Consider the following 18,211-nt stretch of genomic DNA (forward strand, 5'->3'; position numbering starts at 1 on the left):
CTGCATGAGAACGACTTCATCATGGCCGCAAAAGTAAACCGCCTGACCGAACGCGGCGCCCCATCTACTCTGCGCAAGGTCAAGGAAGAGGTCGAATAAGTCCGCACGCAGTATCGACGCGCTCAGGCCGGGGACTGTCGAAGTCCCTTTTTTTGTTTGTACCCCAAACCGGCATCGGGAATATCGTGGCAATTCAACCTTCCTGCGCGACAGCATCGTGGGTAAATAGATAACCTCCAGCAATCTTGTGGCTTTCTTGATGAGGGTCAAGACAGTACGCATATTGAATCGGCTATAATCCGGATGTGCTTGCCCTAATAAAGAAAGCAATGCGTCGCCGCCTTGCCGGCAACCGTTGCCCGCTGTCCTCTCGCCCAGGCAGGGATGCATCTCGCAGGTGCCCGTTTGTAACCACACCTGCATTGACCTTGCGCCCATTGGCTCACGACCGGCCGGCGATGAACGATATCGCCCCTTGGGTCCGGCATCAGCATCTGCACGTTCATCGAGCAGGAAAAAATTTGTAACGATCATCCCGGAGCATTGCCAATGCGCGATATATACCGAAAAGCGATTGAAATGCTCAATACCCTGAGGGGGTTTGTATTTGCCGCCACGGTTGGCGTGGCACTACTGGTTTTTCTCGGGGCCACGCTGGCTTCTTCCCTGCTTTACGAGAAACTGTTTGCAGAAAGCGCTCTGGAAACGACCAGGGAAATTTCCCGGCAGAATTTCAATGTGCTCTCCCAGGCCTTAAGCAACGGCGCATCGCACAAGCAAATCCTGGAGACCGCCGCCGCCAGCAAATCCGCTTTTTCATCAACCCTCGACACGCTGGACATGTATCGCGGCCAGAACGTCGAAAAGCTTTTTGGAAAAGTACCGCACCCCCCTGCGGATGAAGATGTTCGGCAAGCCCTGACCAGCGGCAGGGAAGTCGTGACCAAAACCGGCGATTACATCCGTTACGCTTACCCGGTCAAGGCGCAGCCGGGTTGTCTGCGCTGCCACACCGACGCCAGGAATGGCGACGTACTGGGGGTCATCGCTTCCCGGTATCATCTGGAAACGGTGACCCCCAGGGTGCGCATCTATTACGTCGGGCTCTTCCTGGCATTGGGTTTGCTGGTGTTGCTGACCGCCGCCGCCATCTCGGCCTTTGCCGCCAGAAATATCAAACGCTCGGCGGATTTATTCCGCAGCAGGGTCGAGTCGGTCAATACCGTCAAGGATTTCAACCATTTCGATTTCAGCAGCGTCAATTTCGGCTTCGAGGAATTCAACCAGACCTTCGACAATGTCGCCCTGCTGGTGGAGAGAATCAGGCGCGTGGCGGTCGACAAGGATGTCCTCGAATTCGAGATCAGGCTGCTGGAAAAATTCATCATCACCTCGAACGTGGTGAAGGACTGGCGCGAGTTCATCAAGTCCCTGCTGCTGGACATCAACCCGATTATCGACGCCTACGCACTGGTCACGATTTTCCGCATCGAGGAAGAATCCTACGAATGCGAGGTTTTCTGGCACAACACTCCGACCGATACAACCGTGCAGTTATTCGAGGAATACCTGCATAAACAGCTGCATGACAATCCGCTGTTCTGCGGCGCCACTCTCTTGCAAATCGCCCATAACATTGCCGACAACAATGACGTACTGCCCGAACTGAGCATCCATGATATCGAACTGCAAACCAAGTCCCTGCTGCTGGAAACCCCCAGAATCGGCGGTATCGTCGGCATCGGCGTGCAATCGACATTGGCGCTGGACGAAGTAAGAAGCATGGTGATCGGCAGCATCCTGACCACGCTGCTCAACCTCGTGGGGTCGGTCAAGGCCATCTACAAGTACACCAAGGATCTCGAGTACTACGCCACGCGCGACCCGCTCACCAACATTTACAACCAGCGCATGTTCTGGGAATTGCTGGGATACGAAGTCGGGCGGGCAAAACGGCATCATCAGCAGTTTGCCGTGATGATGCTCGACATGGACAACTTCAAGACCATCAACGACCGCTTTGGCCATCACTTCGGCGACACCTTCCTGCAGGCATTCACCCGGATACTGCATGGCGCGGTAAGGGACGGCGATTTGCTGGCCCGTTACGGCGGGGACGAGTTCTGCATCATTCTGCCCGACACCAACGACACCCAGGCGCACATGGTAGCGCAGCGCATCGCGGAAAATCTTGAGGAGTTTTCCATGCTGTCTCCCGATGGGGTTAAGGTCAGGGCCACCACATCGATAGGTATCGCCATCTGCCCGCACCATGGTGACGATCCCAAGGATATTCTCCTGGTTGCCGACAACATGATGTACAAAGCAAAGAAATCCGGGAAAAACGCCATCGCCATCCCCAGTGAAGACGAAATGGCGGAAGTGTTCAGGAAGGCCGGCGAGAAAAGCATCATGGTCCAGAACGCGCTGGACGAGGGGAAAATCGTACCGTTCTTCCAGCCCATCTGCGATGCCGTCACCGGCGAGATCGCCATCCACGAACTGCTCATGCGCATCCAGTTGGGCGACCTGCTGGTGACAGCCAACGAGTTCATCGAAGAAGCCGAAAGCATGGGCATCGTCCACAAGATGGACTACCAGCTGATCGAAAAAGCCTTCATCCAGCTCAAGGAACAGGGCTATCAGGGCATGCTGTTCATCAACCTTTCGCCCAAGGCGCTGATTGTCGGGGAGTTTGTCGGGCGGGTGCATCGCCTGGCGACGGAATTCGGCGTCGAGCCGAGCCGTATCGTATTCGAGATTACCGAACGGGAAACCGTCAGCAACTTGAGCCTGCTGGAAAAATTCGTGCTCGACATCAAACTACAGGGATTCAGCTTCGCCATCGATGATTTCGGCTCGGGCTACTCGTCGTTCCAGTACATCAAGCGTTTTCCCGTCGACTACATCAAGATCGAAGGCGAATTCATCAGGAACATGCTGCAGGACGAGGTCTACCTGGCTTTCATCAAGAGCATCGTGACGCTGGCCAAGGAACTGAAAATAAAGACTATTGCCGAATATGTCGAGGACGGCGAAATCCTGGAGGCAGTCAGCGGCTTGGGCATCGATTATGCCCAGGGCTACCATATCAGCCGCCCGTCGCCGCTCATTCATGTACCTGCCAGAGAAGCCGGCTTGCAGCCCTGACGCCAAGGCAAGCGTGGCGTGCCCATGTTGCGCAAGGCGCTCAGGCGATCCTGAAACGAGTGGCCAATACATGCAATCGTTGCGAAAGATTTTCCAACTGCCGGGCTGAAGCTGCAGTCTGCGCTGCGGATGAGCTGTTGGCCTCCGCCCCTTGCGCGATCTGCTCGACTTTTTGCGCGATTTCCCGGGCGGCCGCCCCCTGTTCCTTGAGCGCGAAGGATATTTCGTCCACGGCGCGGGTAACCTGCTCCGTCCCTTCGCGTATGCCGGACATGGAGTCGCCTGCCTGGCGTGCGAGCCGGACACCGTCGTTGACGCGGCTGACCCCGGCGTCCATCTCCTGGGCGGCGCGCTGCGTTCCGTGCTGAATCTTGGCAATCATATCGGTAATTTCCTGGGTGGAATTGCCGGTGCGCTCGGCGAGCTTGCGCACCTCGTCCGCTACCACGGCAAAGCCGCGGCCTTGTTCCCCGGCGCGGGCTGCCTCGATGGCGGCGTTGAGAGCCAGCAGGTTGGTCTGGTCGGCAATCTCCTTGATGACGCCGACGATACTGGAAATCTGCGTCGACAACCCCTCCAGTTCCCGGATAGTGCCGGCGGTCGAATTGACTGCCGAGGCGATGCGTTCCATTTCGCTTGCGGCTTCGTGGATGATGCGTCCGCCCTCGGTCGAGCGGGTGGCCGAGGTTTGCGTGACGGCATGGGCTTCGCCCGCATTCGTTTCCACCATGTCGACGGAGACCGACAATTCCTCGACCGCCGCAGCCATGCCGGAAGCTGCTTCCGACTGGGTTTCGGAAGCCTGTGCGCTGCCTGCGGCAGACTGGGATAATTCGACGGCCGAACGGTGCAGCGCTTCCACGTTTTGGTGCACGGCGGCAATCAGCTCATGCAGGCTGTTGCGCATGATGGCAATCATGGACACGAGATCGCCGACTTCGTCATTGCCCACCGCCGGGATGGGGCGGGTGAGATCGCCGTCGGCAACGGCTTTGGCCGCTTCGCCGGCCACGCCCAGGCGGTGCCGGATATGGCGAATGACCAGAAAAGCCATGATCAGCGAGATCACGCACCCCATGCCGGCAAGCACGATCATCGCCCATACGGGCCTGTTCCCTACTCCGGACAAGGAAACCAAGGTATCGTCGCTGTACTGCGAGCCAATTTTAACCGTGGCGTCCACACCCTTGCGGTGCGCCCCGTAATAAACGTCCATGGTTTTCAAAATGGCGTGCGCAGCCTCCCTGTCGCCGCGCCGGATGGCAGGGATGAAGCGTTCCGTCGCCTCGCGCCACCACAGATCGGCCTGCTTGCGCTGTTCCCCCAGCAAGCTGGCTTTGACCTCGGGTGCGACATCGCTCGCTTCCCAATAACGGTTGCGCGTGTCGTAATCGTCCTTCAGCGCACCCAATTTGTCGAGCAGTCGCTGCCTCTCGGCGCCTTCCGCATCAAGCAGACTTTTGCTGACCAGGTTGGCCTCGATAATGTACAGCGGCGGCGGCAGGATGTCGGCCACCAGGTCCTTGCCCTGCCCCATGCGGGCGGCGGCGTTGCCGACCGAGCGCATCGCGTAGCCGCCTAACCCGGCAAATGCAAGCAGCAACAGGGATACAAAGCATGCCATCAGCCAGAGCTGGCCTGAAATTGTCAGCTTGCCCAGAAAAGCGCTCAAGCCGGAGAAAAAACCGGGCAGGATGACCTGACCTTCATGCAGGCGAATCTTTTCTCCGCTCCGCATGCGCCGGTAGAGCGCTTCCGCTGCCTCGACCTCGGCACGCGCCGGCTTGGTGCGCACCGAGGTATAGCCGCTCCCATCCGCCAATGGCGTTGCGGAGGCGCGCACCCAGTAGTAATCGCCGTTTTTGCGCCGGTTCTTGACCAATCCGGCCCAGGGCCGGCCGCGTTTCAGGGTATCCCATAAGTCCCGGAAGGCTTCCGGCGGCAAATCCGGGTGACGCACAATATTATGCGGTCGACCGATCAATTCCTCGCGGGTGTAACCCGAAGCCTCCACAAACTCATCGTTGCAATCGGTAATGATGCCTTTGGCATCGGTACGGGAAATAATGGCCGCGCCATCGCGCAGTACATATTCACGGTTGGTGACAGGCTGGTTGTTTTTCATGGGAAAGCTCACTCATGCGGGTTGGGGATCTTGTGGGGCGGCGGATCAAGGAGCATGGCGGATACCAGCCTTTCGAACTCTTCCACGGTGACTGGTTTGCCGAACAAGTAGCCTTGATACGACAGGCAGCCGTGCCGTTTGAGAAATTCCAGTTGCGCTTCGGTTTCCACACCTTCTGCAATGACGTTCAGACCGAGGGTGCGGGTTATGGCAATAATGGTCTGCACGATTGCCGCATCATTGGGGTCGGTGGTGATGTCGCGCACGAAGGACTGGTCGATCTTCAGTTGACAAAGCGGCAAGCGTTTCAGATAGGCCAGCGAGGAATGGCCAGTGCCGAAATCGTCCATGGAGAAGCTGATGCCGATTTCCTTGAGCATCCGCATCTTGTCTATCATGTCTGTGACGTTATCGACCACCACGCTCTCGGTGAGCTCAAGTTTGAGCAGGGCGGGATTGGCGCCGCTCGCAAGGAGAATCTGGCACACTCGTTCAACAAAATCGCCTTGGTGAAACTGGCATGCGCTAACGTTGACGGCAAGCTGCAAATCACGGGTGCACGGGTCTTGTTCCCATGACTTGAGTTGTGAGCAGGCAGTTTGCAGCACCCAGAGGCCGATCGGCACGATAAGGCCGGATTCCTCGGCCACCGGAATAAACGTTGCCGGGGAAATCATCCCGCTCTCCGGATGCTGCCAGCGTAGCAGCACCTCGGCGCCGATGATCTGACGCTCCTCATTCACCTGCGCCTGGTAGTACAACCTGAACTGCTGCCGCGGCAAGGCGTGGCGCAGACTGGATTCGAGCTGTATGCGGGATTCCAGCGCCGCCTGCATGGCGGGGTCGAAGAAGCGGAGGGCGTTGCGTCCGTGCTGTTTGGCCTGATACATGGCGGTATCGGCACGCTTGAGCAATTCATCGGCCGGCAACGCATCCCCCCGGAACAGACAGACGCCGATACTGCAGGTACCGAAGTATTCGTGGTCATCCAGCAGATAAGGCAGGCTCAGGGCTTCGAGTATCTTTTCGCCTACCGCTTTGGCGTGAGAGGCGGCTTGCTCCGATTCTTCACCGATATCTTCCAGCATGACGACAAACTCATCACCGCCAAGCCGCGCCACGGTGTCGTCGGCCCGTATGCATTCAACCAGGCGTTGCGTTACTTCAATCAACAGCGAGTCGCCTACGGCATGCCCTTTCGTGTCATTCAGCGCCTTGAAGTTATCCATATCCATGAACAGGATTGCACCGTGACAATTGCGCCGTATGGATGCGACAAGGGCCAGTTGCAGCCGGTCGTACAATAGACGCCGGTTGGGCAAGTGAGTGAGCGGATCGTAGAAGGCGAGACTATGAATTGCCTGTTCTGCTTCCTTGTGGCGCGTGATGTCGATAAACGTGCCGATATAATTGGTGACCCTGCCGACTTTGTTGGCTACACCGGTAATGGTGACCCATCCCAGATACTCTTCGCCGTTTTTACGCCGGTTCCAGATTTCACCTTGCCAAAATTGTTGCTGCGACAAGGTCTCCCACATCCTGCGGTAAAACTCGCCATCCTGCCGCCCGCTCTTGAGTATTGCCGGGGTTTTGCCGATCGCTTCCTCGGCGCTATAACCAGTCAGTTTCGTGAAAGCGTGGTTGATCCGAATAATCGCCGTATTCTCATCGGTAACCATCATGCCTTCTTGCGATTCGAAGGCCTTGGCGGCAATGCGCGTTTCATCCAACAGGCTGGCGTTTTCCAGAGAAATGGCGGCGTGCGAAGTCAGCAGTTCGGTCATGCTGATCTTTCCCGGGGTAAAAATGCCTTCCGACAGGCGGTTCTCCAGGTACAGCACGCCAATCAGCTCAGCGTGCTTGATGACCGGCAGGCACAGCACCGAGCGCAGGTCCAGCGCCTGGACTTCGGGCGCGTTCTGGAAATCGCCTGCCGTGCCCGCATCATGCAGCACCACTTTTTCGCGCGTGCGGAACACATAATTGACGATGGCCTGGCAAATGCCGCTCGCGCTGGCCAGGGGATAGTGGCAGGCCGTGGCGGCTTGCTTCTGGCCGACATGGTTTTCCGCGACCACCACCGGTTCGTCCTGCTCCCGGATCAGCAGGTAGCCGTGCTGCGCGCCGGAACTTTCCAGTACTACGTTCATGATCTTTTGCAGCAGTTGCGCCAGGTCGATTTCCGCTGATAGCGCCAGCGCGGATTTCATCAGGTAATTGATGTCAAGATTGGGCAGGGTGGCGAGATCGTCGGGATGAGTGTCGGCCGATTTGTCGACCGTCTCCTCGTCGCGCAATGCGCGATCCACGGGAACATAGCGGCGGCGCGCTTCCAGCCTGGCGTTCTTGCCGTCCGCGCGGCAGACGCGATAGAGGCGCCTCGCCTCGGCATACCAGATTGCGGCATTGCCCAGTCCGGCTTCGGTCAGTAGGTCGCCCAGGCGTTCGTGCAGGTGTCCGGCGAGCAATTCGCAGTCTTGCGCCTGCGCTTCGGCGATGGCGTCCAGATACAGGTTGCGCGCCTCGCGCAGCTCACCCCTGGCGCGGGCGATCTCGGCATGGGCGAGGGCCAGATAGGGCCGCAGCAGCGGGCCGAAACGCGCCCAGGTTTCAACCTTCCGCAACAGCGGGGCGATCTCCGCTTCGATGTCCCGCCAGCAGGCATCGCCGCGCAAATGCAGCCGGTTGAGGATGCGGAACACGTACCACAGCCGCTTCAGCACGTTGTCGGTCAGCCCGTGCAAATAGCGGTTGACCGCTTCCAGCGACTCCGCCGCCGCCGCGTAGTCGCCCAGCAGGTGTTGGGCAAAGCCGAGCAGGGCGAAATAGCTGCCGGAGGCGGCCACGTAATTATCCCCGGCCCAGCGCGCCAGCGTTTCTTCCATGGCAACCGGCTGATAGTCCGGTTTCATCGGCGCCACCCAGCCGGCCAGTACTGCCTCGGCCAAACCAACCGAGAATGCAAGCTGGTTCTTGCGCGAGAAATGCAGGCACTCCTCGGCGTATTCCTCGACTCGGCGCAGGTTTCTGCCCTGGATTACCAGGTTCCACATCAGCGGGCCGTAGGACAGCCCGGCGTTGTACAGGTCGCCGCAGTTCTTGCCGCACTGGATGCCTTTCAGGCTGTATTCGACGATGGCCGCCGGATGGCTGCGCGAGTGCATGTTGCACCAGACGATGCCGTTCATGCCGCGCGTGGTGCCGAAGGTGTTGGGGTATTTGGCGCACAGGTCGTGGGCCAGGTCCTCGTAGCGGAATGCCTGCTCGAACTGCTCCTGTTCGCCCAGGTTCAGCCCCATGATGGAAAAGGAGTAGATCACCGACTCGTCCATGCCGCCCTCCAGGCAATGCAGGGTGGACTGCGCGGCGGAAAGGTAGAGCTGCGGCACCAGCCCCGACATGTAGAGGTCGGGGATCAGTTCGCTGTAGAAGGCGAGTTCGATCTTGCTCTTGCGCTCCGAGGTGAAGGGCATGTGCAGAATTTTGTCCCACACGTTGCCTTGCTCCCCGATTTGCGTCATCAGCACCTGCATGCGTTGCCGGGCAAGCGCGGGATCTTCGGGGATGGCCTTGCCGAAATAGGCCAGGCCGCGGTTGGCGGTCGCGATGGCCTGGATGAAATTGCCGAAGGAGGACAGCGAAGTGGTCTGTTCCGCCAGCGCCTCGGCCTTGTCAAGATCGCTGACGGCATGCTCGATGAGCTGGTCGAGCAGGGATCCGGAGGCTTCGTGGCGGCCGCACATCAGATCGGTCTTGGCCAGCCGCTGGTAGATGCGGAAAGTCCTCTCGTAGGCGTCCTCCCAGCAGTCCGCCGGCAGGTAGCCGTGCGCCGTCAGGAAGAAATCGTTGGCGGCATCGCCAGCCAGCGCGGCCAGCGCCTTGTTGCCCGCATGAAAATTGATGTCCACCAGGCGATAGGTGGTCGCCTCGTCCAGCGCGGCCGGCCGCCCTTTGTTCAGGTGCGCGACGATGGTGTAGAGGTTGTCCAGCGATTCCGGATCGGTGCCTGCCGGTACCGCGCCCAACAACTTGTTGCCTATCCGCCAGTGGATGGCTGGGCGCGCCTGTTCCGCCACCTGGCGCAACACGGCCTCCTGCACCCGGTCGTGCACGAATTGCAGGTCGGATTTGTTTTCCAGCAGCAGGCCGAGGCTCAACACCGGCTTCAGCCGCTCGAACAGGGTGACGAGATCGATTTCCAGCGCCAGCGTCAGCTCTTTCGCCGTGAAGCGGTTGCCCATGCAGGCGCAATGATCGAGGATGTACAGGGTGTCGGCGGGCAGTTTGCGCACCTTGGAGCTGAACAGTTCGACCACGGTGGTCGGCATCCGCGTGTCGCGGATCCGGTTCATGTCCCAGCGCCATTGATGCCGCTCGTCGGTGTACAGCAAGTCCTCGTTGTAGAGCCAGGCCAGGCTTTCGCTGACGAACAGGGGATTGCCCTCGGTCAGGTGGGCGATGAATTCCGCCAGGCTGGCGGTGTCCTCCAGCGGCGAATCCAGGATATAGGCCACCATCTCGTGGCAGTCCTGCTCGTTGAGCGGCTCCAGCCGGATTTCCCGTATCGGGCCTTCGTTTTCGCGGACGTTGCGGATCAGTTTGGTGAGCGGATGCGCGGCGTCCACCTCGTTGTGCCGGTAGGCGCCGATCAGCAGCAGATAAGGGTGCTCGACATGGTTGACGAACAGGTTCTGCAGGAAGTCGAAGGTGGCGAGATCGCACCATTGCAGGTCGTCGATGAACAGCACCAGCGGATTTTCCTCGCTGGCGAGGCAGGCGAGAAAGCGCCCAAATAGATTATTAAAGCGGTTGCGCGCTTCCACCGGCGGCAGATGCACCACCTCCGGCTGCGGCCCGATGATGTATTCCAGTTCCGGCACTACGTCGATAATCACGCGGCCGTTGCCTGCCACCGCATCGAGTATCCTGGCCTCCCATTGCCTGACCTGCGCGTCGCTCTCGGTGAGGAAAATCCGCACCAGGCTGCGCAGCGCCTGGATCAGCGAGCTGTAAGGGATGTTCTTCTGGTACTGGTCGAACTTGCCGGAGGTGAAATAACCCCGGTGCCGCACCAGCGGCTTCTGCAGTTCCTGGATCAGCCGCGTCTTGCCGATCCCGGACAGCCCGGAGATGAACACGGAGCGGAAATTGCCGGCCACCACCTCGTCGTATTGGCACCGGATCAGTTCGCTGTCGGCCTGGCGTCCGACCATTCTGGAAATAAAAATCACGCGCCGGCTGCGGTCGTGCAAGCCGGCGGGAAAGTCGGCGATGGCGCCGCTTGCGGCATATTCGTCGCGGCAGCGCAGCAGGTCGGCCAATAGTCCGGCGGCGCTCTGGTAGCGCTTCTCCGGTTGCTTGAGCATGAGCTTGGCGACGATCTCCCCCAGTGCGCGCGGAATTTCCGGATTGATCTCGTGCGCCCTGGGCGCTTCTTCGGCGAGGTGGGAGTGGATCAGCTCCAGCGGGTCGGTGGAAAAGAACGGCAGCCTGCCGGTAAGCAGTTCGTAAAAGACAATGCCCAGCGAATACAGGTCGGTGGAAAAATCCACACGATAGTTGATGCGCCCGGTCTGTTCCGGAGAGGTATAGGCCAGTGTGCCACGCATGAACCCGGGATCGTAAATGAAATGGCTGACATCGCGGATGTCCAGCGGGGTGATGAAATCGGTAAGGCGCACGGTGAGCGTGCCGGGCTGCACCAGGATGTTGTGCGGCTTGACCCCGCCGTGGGTGATGCCGGCATCGTGCACCGCCTGCAAGGTGTCGGCCAGCGTGCAGGCAATCGTAAAAAAATCCGTCAGCACCGGCTTTCCCTGCGATTCGGCCCATGCATCCAGCGGCTGTCCGGCAAACCACAACTGCACGATGAACAGCGTCTCGCCGTCCGATTCCAGTAGCAGTGGGGTGGATGCGCGCGGATCGTGTAATACCTTCAGCCGCTCGATTTTTTGCCGCAGATGGCGCGACTGCTCTTCCCGGCTGGAAAGGAGCCTGAGCAGCTTGAGCACCAGCGGCTGCCCGGGAACATGCTTGTGATGGCCCTTGTAAACCAGCGCCTGCAGGCTCTCGCCGAGCTGCTCGGTGAGCGTGTAGAACTGCAGTCTGGGCGCTTCCTCTATCCGGGGCATCCGCATACCTGGAGTCCTATGTGAACATCTGGTTTCCGGCCAATTCTTCGGCCGGCATGGGGCGGCCGAATAAATACCCCTGCACTTCGTTGCATGCGTGCATCCTCAGGAAATCGAGCTGCTCCCCGGTTTCCACGCCTTCCGCAACGACCCTGAGGCCCAGGCTGTGAGCCATGGCAATAATGGCAATAATGATTGCCGCATCGTTCGGATCTTCGGCGATGCCAGCAACAAAGGACTGGTCGATTTTCAGCTTGTCGATCGGGAAACGTTTCAGATAGCTGAGAGAGGAATAACCGGTGCCGAAATCGTCAATCGATATCTGCACTCCCATCTTCTTAAGGTAATGCAGCATCGTGATCGTTTCTTCGGCGCCCCGCATGGTAATGCTTTCGGTCAACTCCAGTTCAAGGCAAGCCGGATCGAGGCCGGTGTCGCGCAGCACCCTTGCAACGACATCGCTGAAATCAGCCTGCCGGAACTGGCAAGCTGATATATTGACCGCCACGACCCGCCCGGTCATACCCGCCTGGTGCCAGGCTTTGCATTGCGTGCATGCGGCACGCAAGACCCACTCGCCGATGGGCACGATCAGGCCGGTCTCCTCTGCCAGGGGGATAAACTCTCCTGGCGACACCAGCCCGATATCCGGACATTGCCACCGCAGCAAAGCTTCCGTGCCAACCCATCGCCCGCTGGCGACATCGATCTGGGGTTGATAAAAAACCTTGAATTCCCCTTGTTCCAATGCGCGGCGCAGGTGCTGCTCCATTTCTATCCGCCGGATGGAGTAATCATCCATGTTGGAACGGAAGCGTTGCAAATTGTTACGCCCCATCTCCTTGGCACGATACATCGCCATATCGGAGTTTTTCATTAGCAGCGTCGGCTCGTCGCCGTCTTCCGGGTAAATGCTGATGCCGATGCTGACGGTGATATAAAGCTGGTGTTCGTTTACGATAAAAAGGGGGCTCATGGCATTGACAATCTTCTCGGCCACCCTTCTTGCATCCGCTTCGTCAACGTTTTGCAGCAAAACGGTGAACTCGTCACCGCCCATGCGCGACAAGGTGTCTTCCTCACGCAAGCAAACCGCCAACCTTCTGGCAACCAGCTTTAGCAAGCTGTCACCTTCGGCATGACCAAAGGTATCGTTGATATACTTGAAATGATCGATATCCAGGAACAACACCGCCAGCGACTGGTGCTTGCGTTTTGCCTGGGCGATCGCAACCAGCAAGCGATCCTTGAACAGTTCGCGATTGGGTAACCCGGTCAGCCCATCGTGATGGGCCAGATAATCCAGACGGCGCTCGGTTTCCTTCTGCCGGGACAAGTCGACGAACATGCCGATATAGTTCTGCACCTGGCCGCTCTTGTCGCGAATGGTGGAAATACTGAGCCACTCCGGATATATCTCACCGTTCTTTCGCCTGTTCCAGATCTCGCCCTTCCACTGTCCCTGGTGTCTGACAGCCCCCCACATCGCATCGTAGAAATCGCGATCGTGCCTACCTGAATTGAGTATGCGCGGATTGCACCCGATCAGTTCCCCCAGTTCATAACCCGTTGTCTGTACCACGGCAGGATTGGCCGCCAGGATGGTGCCATTCACATCGGTGATGAGAATGGCCTCCAGCGAATTGTCGAAAACCGCCGCAGCAAGCTTCAACTCCTTGTTTGCAGCCTCATTGGCAATCAACACTTGCAACATGCCCAGCGCAAAACCGATATGTTGCGCCACTACTTGCAGCAGCAGATGATCGTCAGGGCCAAATCCCTTCGCCGGATCGGCCGTTACGCACAGAACTCCGCTGCAACGACCTTTAGTCACCAATGGTTGCAAAACGGTAGGCAATGCCAGAACTTCGGGGGACAGTCCCTTGAGAGGTGCCTGTGCAGCGGCAGAGAAGCCGTTCTCCAGCCAGGTTGGCAAAACAGTGCCGATGCATGTTGCAATCGGGTCGCCATCGCCGCTTTCCGGCCGATTCAATGCAGCGCCGTGCATTCCCGGCTCAACTTTCCCGGATGCGGCCCTGACCGTCAGCGTCGCATCCGGCCCCACCAGGGCAATCCACGCGGTTTGGTAAGGCCGATACGATAGCAACACTTCGCAAGCCTCGTTCAACACCTTGTCTTCATCGGTGTTCGACGTCATCAAGGCATCATGGATTGCCAGCAAGGTCTGTAAGCATTCTGGCGCGAGGGTAACAGACATATCCATGGGTCAGACAAACCTCGGCTTATTCGAAAACAGCATCATTAAAGGCAATCAGGATAAAGCCCAGCTATTATGCATAAGCCCTTGATGACCGAGTATCAGCCACATGCGATGAGTTTTGTACGAGATACGCGAACAGGCATGTAGGTATTTAACCTACAAATAGAAAGTGGTTTTTTAACCCGGATAATCCATTAGACGGCTCTTCGAGCCTGCGCGAGTACTGGTGGCCATCTTGCGGCCAGCGCTCGCGCCTCGACGAGCCATCCGGGTTTAATCCAGAAGCTGATTTTTGATTGCGTAATGAATGATTTCGGCATTTTTTGTCATGCCCATTTTCTCCATCACGCGAGCCCGGTAGGTGCTGACGGTCTTGACGCTGAGCGACAACTCGACGGCAATCTCCGAGTTAGCCATGCCCATGGCAATGGCTCGGAATATCTGGAACTCGCGATCGGAGAGCGCCGCGTGGCGGGGTTTTTCACGGCTCTCATCCAGCTCCGTGGCGAGTTTCTCGGCTAATGTAGGACTAATGTATTTGCCGCCCTGCGCGACCTTGCGTATCGCCGCCACGAGCTGGTCGGACGCGCTCTCCTTGGTCAGATACCCCCCCGCGCCGGCTCGCAGCATCCTCACAGCGTACTGATCTTCCGGGTACATGCTGAGTATCAGGGTCGGCAGGCCGGAATTTGCCTGCTTGACTCGTTTGAGGACTTCCAGCCCGTTGCTGCTTGGCATGGAAATATCGAGTAGCAGCACATCCCATCCTCCCATGCGGATCTGATCCAGGGTTTCCTGCCCGGTCGCGGCCTCGCCGGCAACCACCATGTCGGGCACTTCGGCGAGAATTTGCTTCAAGCCGGCCCGGACAATGGCATGATCGTCGGCGATCAGGATTCTGATCATGTCCCCTCCCCGGTTTTTGCAGGATTCAATGGCATGCGCATGATGATCGTCGTGCCCGTGCCGGGCTGGCTGGCTATTTGCACCATGCCTCCAAAATAGTGCGCACGCTCATGCATTCCGAGAATACCCAGCGACTGGGGGCTGACCAGTTGTCGCAGGCCGACTCCTTTCCCATTGTCCGTAATCTTCATGACCAGTTCGCCGCCAGCGGCCTGCACCTCGACCTGGGCTTGCGTTGCTCCGGAATGCAAGGTGATGTTGGTTATAGCCTCCTGCAAAATGCGAAAAACTGCAGTTGCACGCTCACTATCCAGGTCAATATCCACGCTCGCCGGCTTGGTCAGTTTGCAGTCGATCCCGGTATTCTCGCAAAATTCCTGTACCTGCCATTCCATCGCGGCCAGCAACCCCAGGTTATCCAGGATGCTCGGTCGCAGGTCGGTTGCGATCTTTCTTACCGTCTGAATCGCCTCGTCGATCATCCGGTTCATTGATCCTATCTTTTCGCGTTGTGCCAGTGCTTTTTCAGGGAGCTTTTTTGCCAGCCAGCTGATGTCCATCTTGAGTGCCGCCAGAAAGCTGCCGAGTTCATCGTGGATTTCGCGCGCGATCCTGGTACGCTCTCCCTCCCTTGCGGACTGAAGATGACTGGACAATTCACGCAATGTTTCTTCTACCCGTTTGCGGTCGGTCAGGTCATGCACCACGCCGATGAATATCCGCCGGCGCTGGTCTGACTTTATCTCGCTGACTCCAAGCTCCATGGGAAATGACTTGCCATCTTTTTTTAACCCGGTGACCTCGCGGCCGGCGCCGATAATCCTGCGTTCGCCAGTACGCTGGTAGTTGACCAGGTAACCATCGTGGAGACTGCGATCGGGTTCTGGCATCAGCATGCTGACATTGCGGCCGATAACTTCCGTGGCGGTATAGCCGAAGATTTTCTCGGCAGCCGGGTTGAAACTTTCGACAACACCCCACTCGTCGATCGTGATGATGCCATCGAGGACATTTTCAAGAATGGAACGTATCTGCGTTTCGCTTTTCAACAGCTGCGCCTCCATCAGGGCGCGCTGGGTAACGTCGTTCTGCACGCCGACGTAATGCGTGGCACGGCCATCCTCCGCAGTTACCGGCGCGATGTAGACCTCGTTCCAGAACAGGGTGCCATCCTTGCGATAATTTCGCAGCACCGAGTGGCCCTCCCGGCCCTCCCGCAACGCCGCACGCAGCTCGCCCAGTTCCGGCTGGTCGCGGTCTTCACCATGCAGAAAACGCGGATTGCGGCCCAGCAATTCCTCTGCGGAATATCCGGTAATCCGGCTAAAGGCTGGATTGGCATAGATGATCGGATAGTCCGTTTCGGCCAGCCCGGTAATGATGATGCCGTTGTTGCTGGAATCGAGCGCGCGCCGCATCAAGCGCAAGTCTTCTTCCGCCTTACGTCGCCGGGTAATGTCTTGTACCGCGCCGTAGATACGAACCACGCGCTCTCCGGACTTGTCGCGAACCGGCAGCGCATGATCGCGCAGCCACAGTGTTGCGCCGTTGTCGGCAATGATGCGGTACTCGCTGATATCTTGCCGGCCGGCCAGCAGATTTTCGGTGCGCAAGCGAAACACCGCATGGTCATCCGGATGCACCGGCACCAGCCAGGTACCGATGCGTTCGGCTGCTTTTGCCTCATAGCCAGTGATCCGCGTATAAGGCTCGGTCACCCATTCGCATACCATCTTGCCGTCCGGCTCTATACGCACGGAATAAGCAAAATCCGAGGTCAATCGCGAGATAGCCTGGTCCCATTTCTCACAAATCTTGACGTGATGCTCGCCATGCATGCAATGACTGCGCAACCCCAGCCGGGGCAGGCATCTGTCAACGACTGCGGCAAGACGATGCAGCTGGTGTTTGGGGAGATAGTCAGCCAGTCCGGCTTTCATGCCTTCCACGGCGACTTCCTCGCTGCCGAAAGCAGTCACCATAATCACAGGAACGCAAGGGAACCGCACCTTGAGTATTTTGAGAAGCGACAACCCGTCAGACCAGCCCAGGCGGTACTCGGTGACGACCAGATCGAAATCGGCTTGCGCCAATGCCGCCTGGAACTCTTCAAGTGTTTCGATCGCCAAAAATTCGGCATGACTAAAGCGGCTGCGAACCATATTGATGCCCTGCGTTCGCTCTGAACATGCATTGTCAATGATTAGAAGCTTCATTATCGGCAATCGAGTTATCGGTATTTCATCATAACTTACTTACGAAGCCCTCCAGAAATGTTATGGGGCATGCAATTAATTAACGGGTGCATCTATCCTTGAATATGATTTGCGCGCAGCACAAGGCACCAGCAGGATCGCCACAAAGGCTGCTTGATCCTGGTTCTATCTTCGGGACGCGATATCTCGCCTATCGGCGAATAAGATTCTGAGGATGGGAGTCGAGCCGTCATAGCCTTCGTCATGCTGCTATGGCGCAGGCATCGGCAGAAATAAAATGGGCTCGCAAGTTGGTGCCATTTTCATATCTGATTGGCGCGCCAGAGACGATGAATCTGGGCACTGGCAAGAGATCATTTTTGTAAAGTGAAGCTTCCACGTCCGTAGACTTTAGGTAAAGTTGTCACTTAAGCCGACGCCCATTATAAGGAAGTATTTCTATGGCATAGCGCATACATAATTCAGTTCGATTTGTGCGATGCTTGTGGGGCGTACTGGTTCAAATTGTGCGGAGTCGGCGCTATGGAAACTGTTAAACTCATGCCCTTGCGCCATATTTTTTGAGTGGAAGGAGCCTTCTCTATTCCTCCAAGATTTTTCTGCGCAGTTAAACTCTGTAAGAACGGTGGTGGAAAAATAAGTCGTGTTAATCGATTTATCACTCGAAGGATTGTAGACATACCCTTCTTGCGGATTTTTATAGTCAACTAGCGTCCAGATTCTAACAACTGAATCTTTTTTAACTTTAGTAGAAGGGTCCATATATATAGTTCCGCCTACGCCTCCCTCTGTAATGGCAACCCAACCACCTAGCTCAAATGTGTTGGGAATGGCTTTCTGTTGTGGGGCATTTTTTGCGTCACAAGAAATAAGGGGGAGTATTAAGATATAAATTAGCAGATATCGCATGGAAATCCTTTTTTGTTTATAAAATCAACAGCTATGAAATAACAATTTCAGGTTCTTTGCCACACGCATTACATTTAGCAGATTTGATATGAGGGCCACTTAATTCATTAGTGTCTACCCACGTGACGGAAAACCGATTCATGGGCCTTCCAGATTGCCAAGAGCCTCCATATGTAGAGCCATGTTGGAGGATGGTCACGGATTCAGAAGTACCACATTGGCACTTTAGTGTGAAAGTAGTACTGTCGATGACGCCCACGGAATCTCCTCGTTTCCTAATTTCCAATAGTTCTTATCTTTCGTCACATCAGAAACTATAGAGCTTCACTCTATCCCCGTTTATGTAACACGGGGGGCTATAAATACATCAGGTAAGCTTTAACGAGAGGCTACTACTACATCATAGCTTTTACAAGAAAGCCCCTAGCGTCGCCACACGGCCATCATCAAGGCATTGATCGCCAATTCGCTTTCCATGCGCGGCTGCATCGACCAACCGATGACCTGCCGTGAGAACAGGTCCAGCACCACCGCCAGGTACAGCCAGCCCTCG

At 57.2% G+C, this 18,211-nt stretch carries 7 protein-coding genes and 1 pseudogene; 1 reads left to right on the forward strand and 7 read right to left on the reverse strand.

The window, feature by feature from the left end; translation table 11 throughout:
• Positions 1-579 precede the first annotated feature (579 nt).
• Positions 580-3,150 (forward strand): putative bifunctional diguanylate cyclase/phosphodiesterase, encoded by a 2,571-nt coding sequence (locus VGK14_RS03635; protein WP_331507572.1) that lies wholly within the window; start codon positions 580-582, stop codon positions 3,148-3,150.
• 40 nt (positions 3,151-3,190) lie between these two features.
• Here VGK14_RS03635 and VGK14_RS03640 read toward each other — a convergent pair whose 3' ends face one another.
• The 7 genes and pseudogenes from VGK14_RS03640 to VGK14_RS03670 form a co-directional block, all read right to left on the reverse strand.
• Positions 3,191-5,275, reverse strand: coding sequence for a PAS domain-containing methyl-accepting chemotaxis protein (locus VGK14_RS03640; RefSeq protein ID WP_331507573.1), 2,085 nt, complete (start codon positions 5,273-5,275; stop codon positions 3,191-3,193).
• An 8-nt stretch (positions 5,276-5,283) separates the two neighbouring features.
• Complete coding sequence (locus VGK14_RS03645) at positions 5,284-11,412, reverse strand: EAL domain-containing protein (protein ID WP_331507574.1); 6,129 nt, start codon at positions 11,410-11,412, stop codon at positions 5,284-5,286.
• 10 nt (positions 11,413-11,422) lie between these two features.
• The gene (locus VGK14_RS03650; protein WP_331507575.1) at positions 11,423-13,630 is read right to left on the reverse strand and encodes a bifunctional diguanylate cyclase/phosphodiesterase; all 2,208 of its coding nucleotides are present in this window, start codon (positions 13,628-13,630) and stop codon (positions 11,423-11,425) included.
• A gap of 270 nt (positions 13,631-13,900) precedes the next feature.
• Entirely contained in the window at positions 13,901-14,533 is a 633-nt protein-coding gene (locus VGK14_RS03655; protein WP_331507576.1) for a response regulator transcription factor, read from the reverse strand.
• On the reverse strand, positions 14,530-16,695 hold the full coding sequence (locus VGK14_RS03660; protein WP_331507577.1) for a PAS domain S-box protein: 2,166 nt from the start codon (positions 16,693-16,695) through the stop codon (positions 14,530-14,532). The genes VGK14_RS03655 and VGK14_RS03660 overlap by 4 nt, the downstream gene beginning before the upstream one ends.
• A gap of 492 nt (positions 16,696-17,187) precedes the next feature.
• Complete coding sequence (locus tag VGK14_RS03665; protein ID WP_331507578.1) at positions 17,188-17,658, reverse strand: surface-adhesin E family protein; 471 nt, start codon at positions 17,656-17,658, stop codon at positions 17,188-17,190.
• A 426-nt stretch (positions 17,659-18,084) separates the two neighbouring features.
• Positions 18,085-18,211 (reverse strand): annotated as a pseudogene (locus VGK14_RS03670) (DDE-type integrase/transposase/recombinase); the annotation flags it as partial.

Source organism: Novimethylophilus sp., assembly GCF_036504375.1.
Lineage (GTDB): Bacteria > Pseudomonadota > Gammaproteobacteria > Burkholderiales > Methylophilaceae > Novimethylophilus.

What these genes read in the sequence shown, in the direction of transcription:
- VGK14_RS03655 (WP_331507576.1), bottom strand. Translation starts at nt 14,533, where the DNA reads ATGATCAGAATCCTGATCGCCGACGATCATGCCATTGTCCGGGCCGGC.
- VGK14_RS03650 (WP_331507575.1), bottom strand. Translation starts at nt 13,630, where the DNA reads ATGGATATGTCTGTTACCCTCGCGCCAGAATGCTTACAGACCTTGCTG.
- VGK14_RS03635 (WP_331507572.1), top strand. Translation starts at nt 580, where the DNA reads ATGCTCAATACCCTGAGGGGGTTTGTATTTGCCGCCACGGTTGGCGTG.
- VGK14_RS03665 (WP_331507578.1), bottom strand. Translation starts at nt 17,658, where the DNA reads ATGCGATATCTGCTAATTTATATCTTAATACTCCCCCTTATTTCTTGT.
- VGK14_RS03645 (WP_331507574.1), bottom strand. Translation starts at nt 11,412, where the DNA reads ATGCGGATGCCCCGGATAGAGGAAGCGCCCAGACTGCAGTTCTACACG.
- VGK14_RS03660 (WP_331507577.1), bottom strand. Translation starts at nt 16,695, where the DNA reads ATGGTTCGCAGCCGCTTTAGTCATGCCGAATTTTTGGCGATCGAAACA.
- VGK14_RS03640 (WP_331507573.1), bottom strand. Translation starts at nt 5,275, where the DNA reads ATGAAAAACAACCAGCCTGTCACCAACCGTGAATATGTACTGCGCGAT.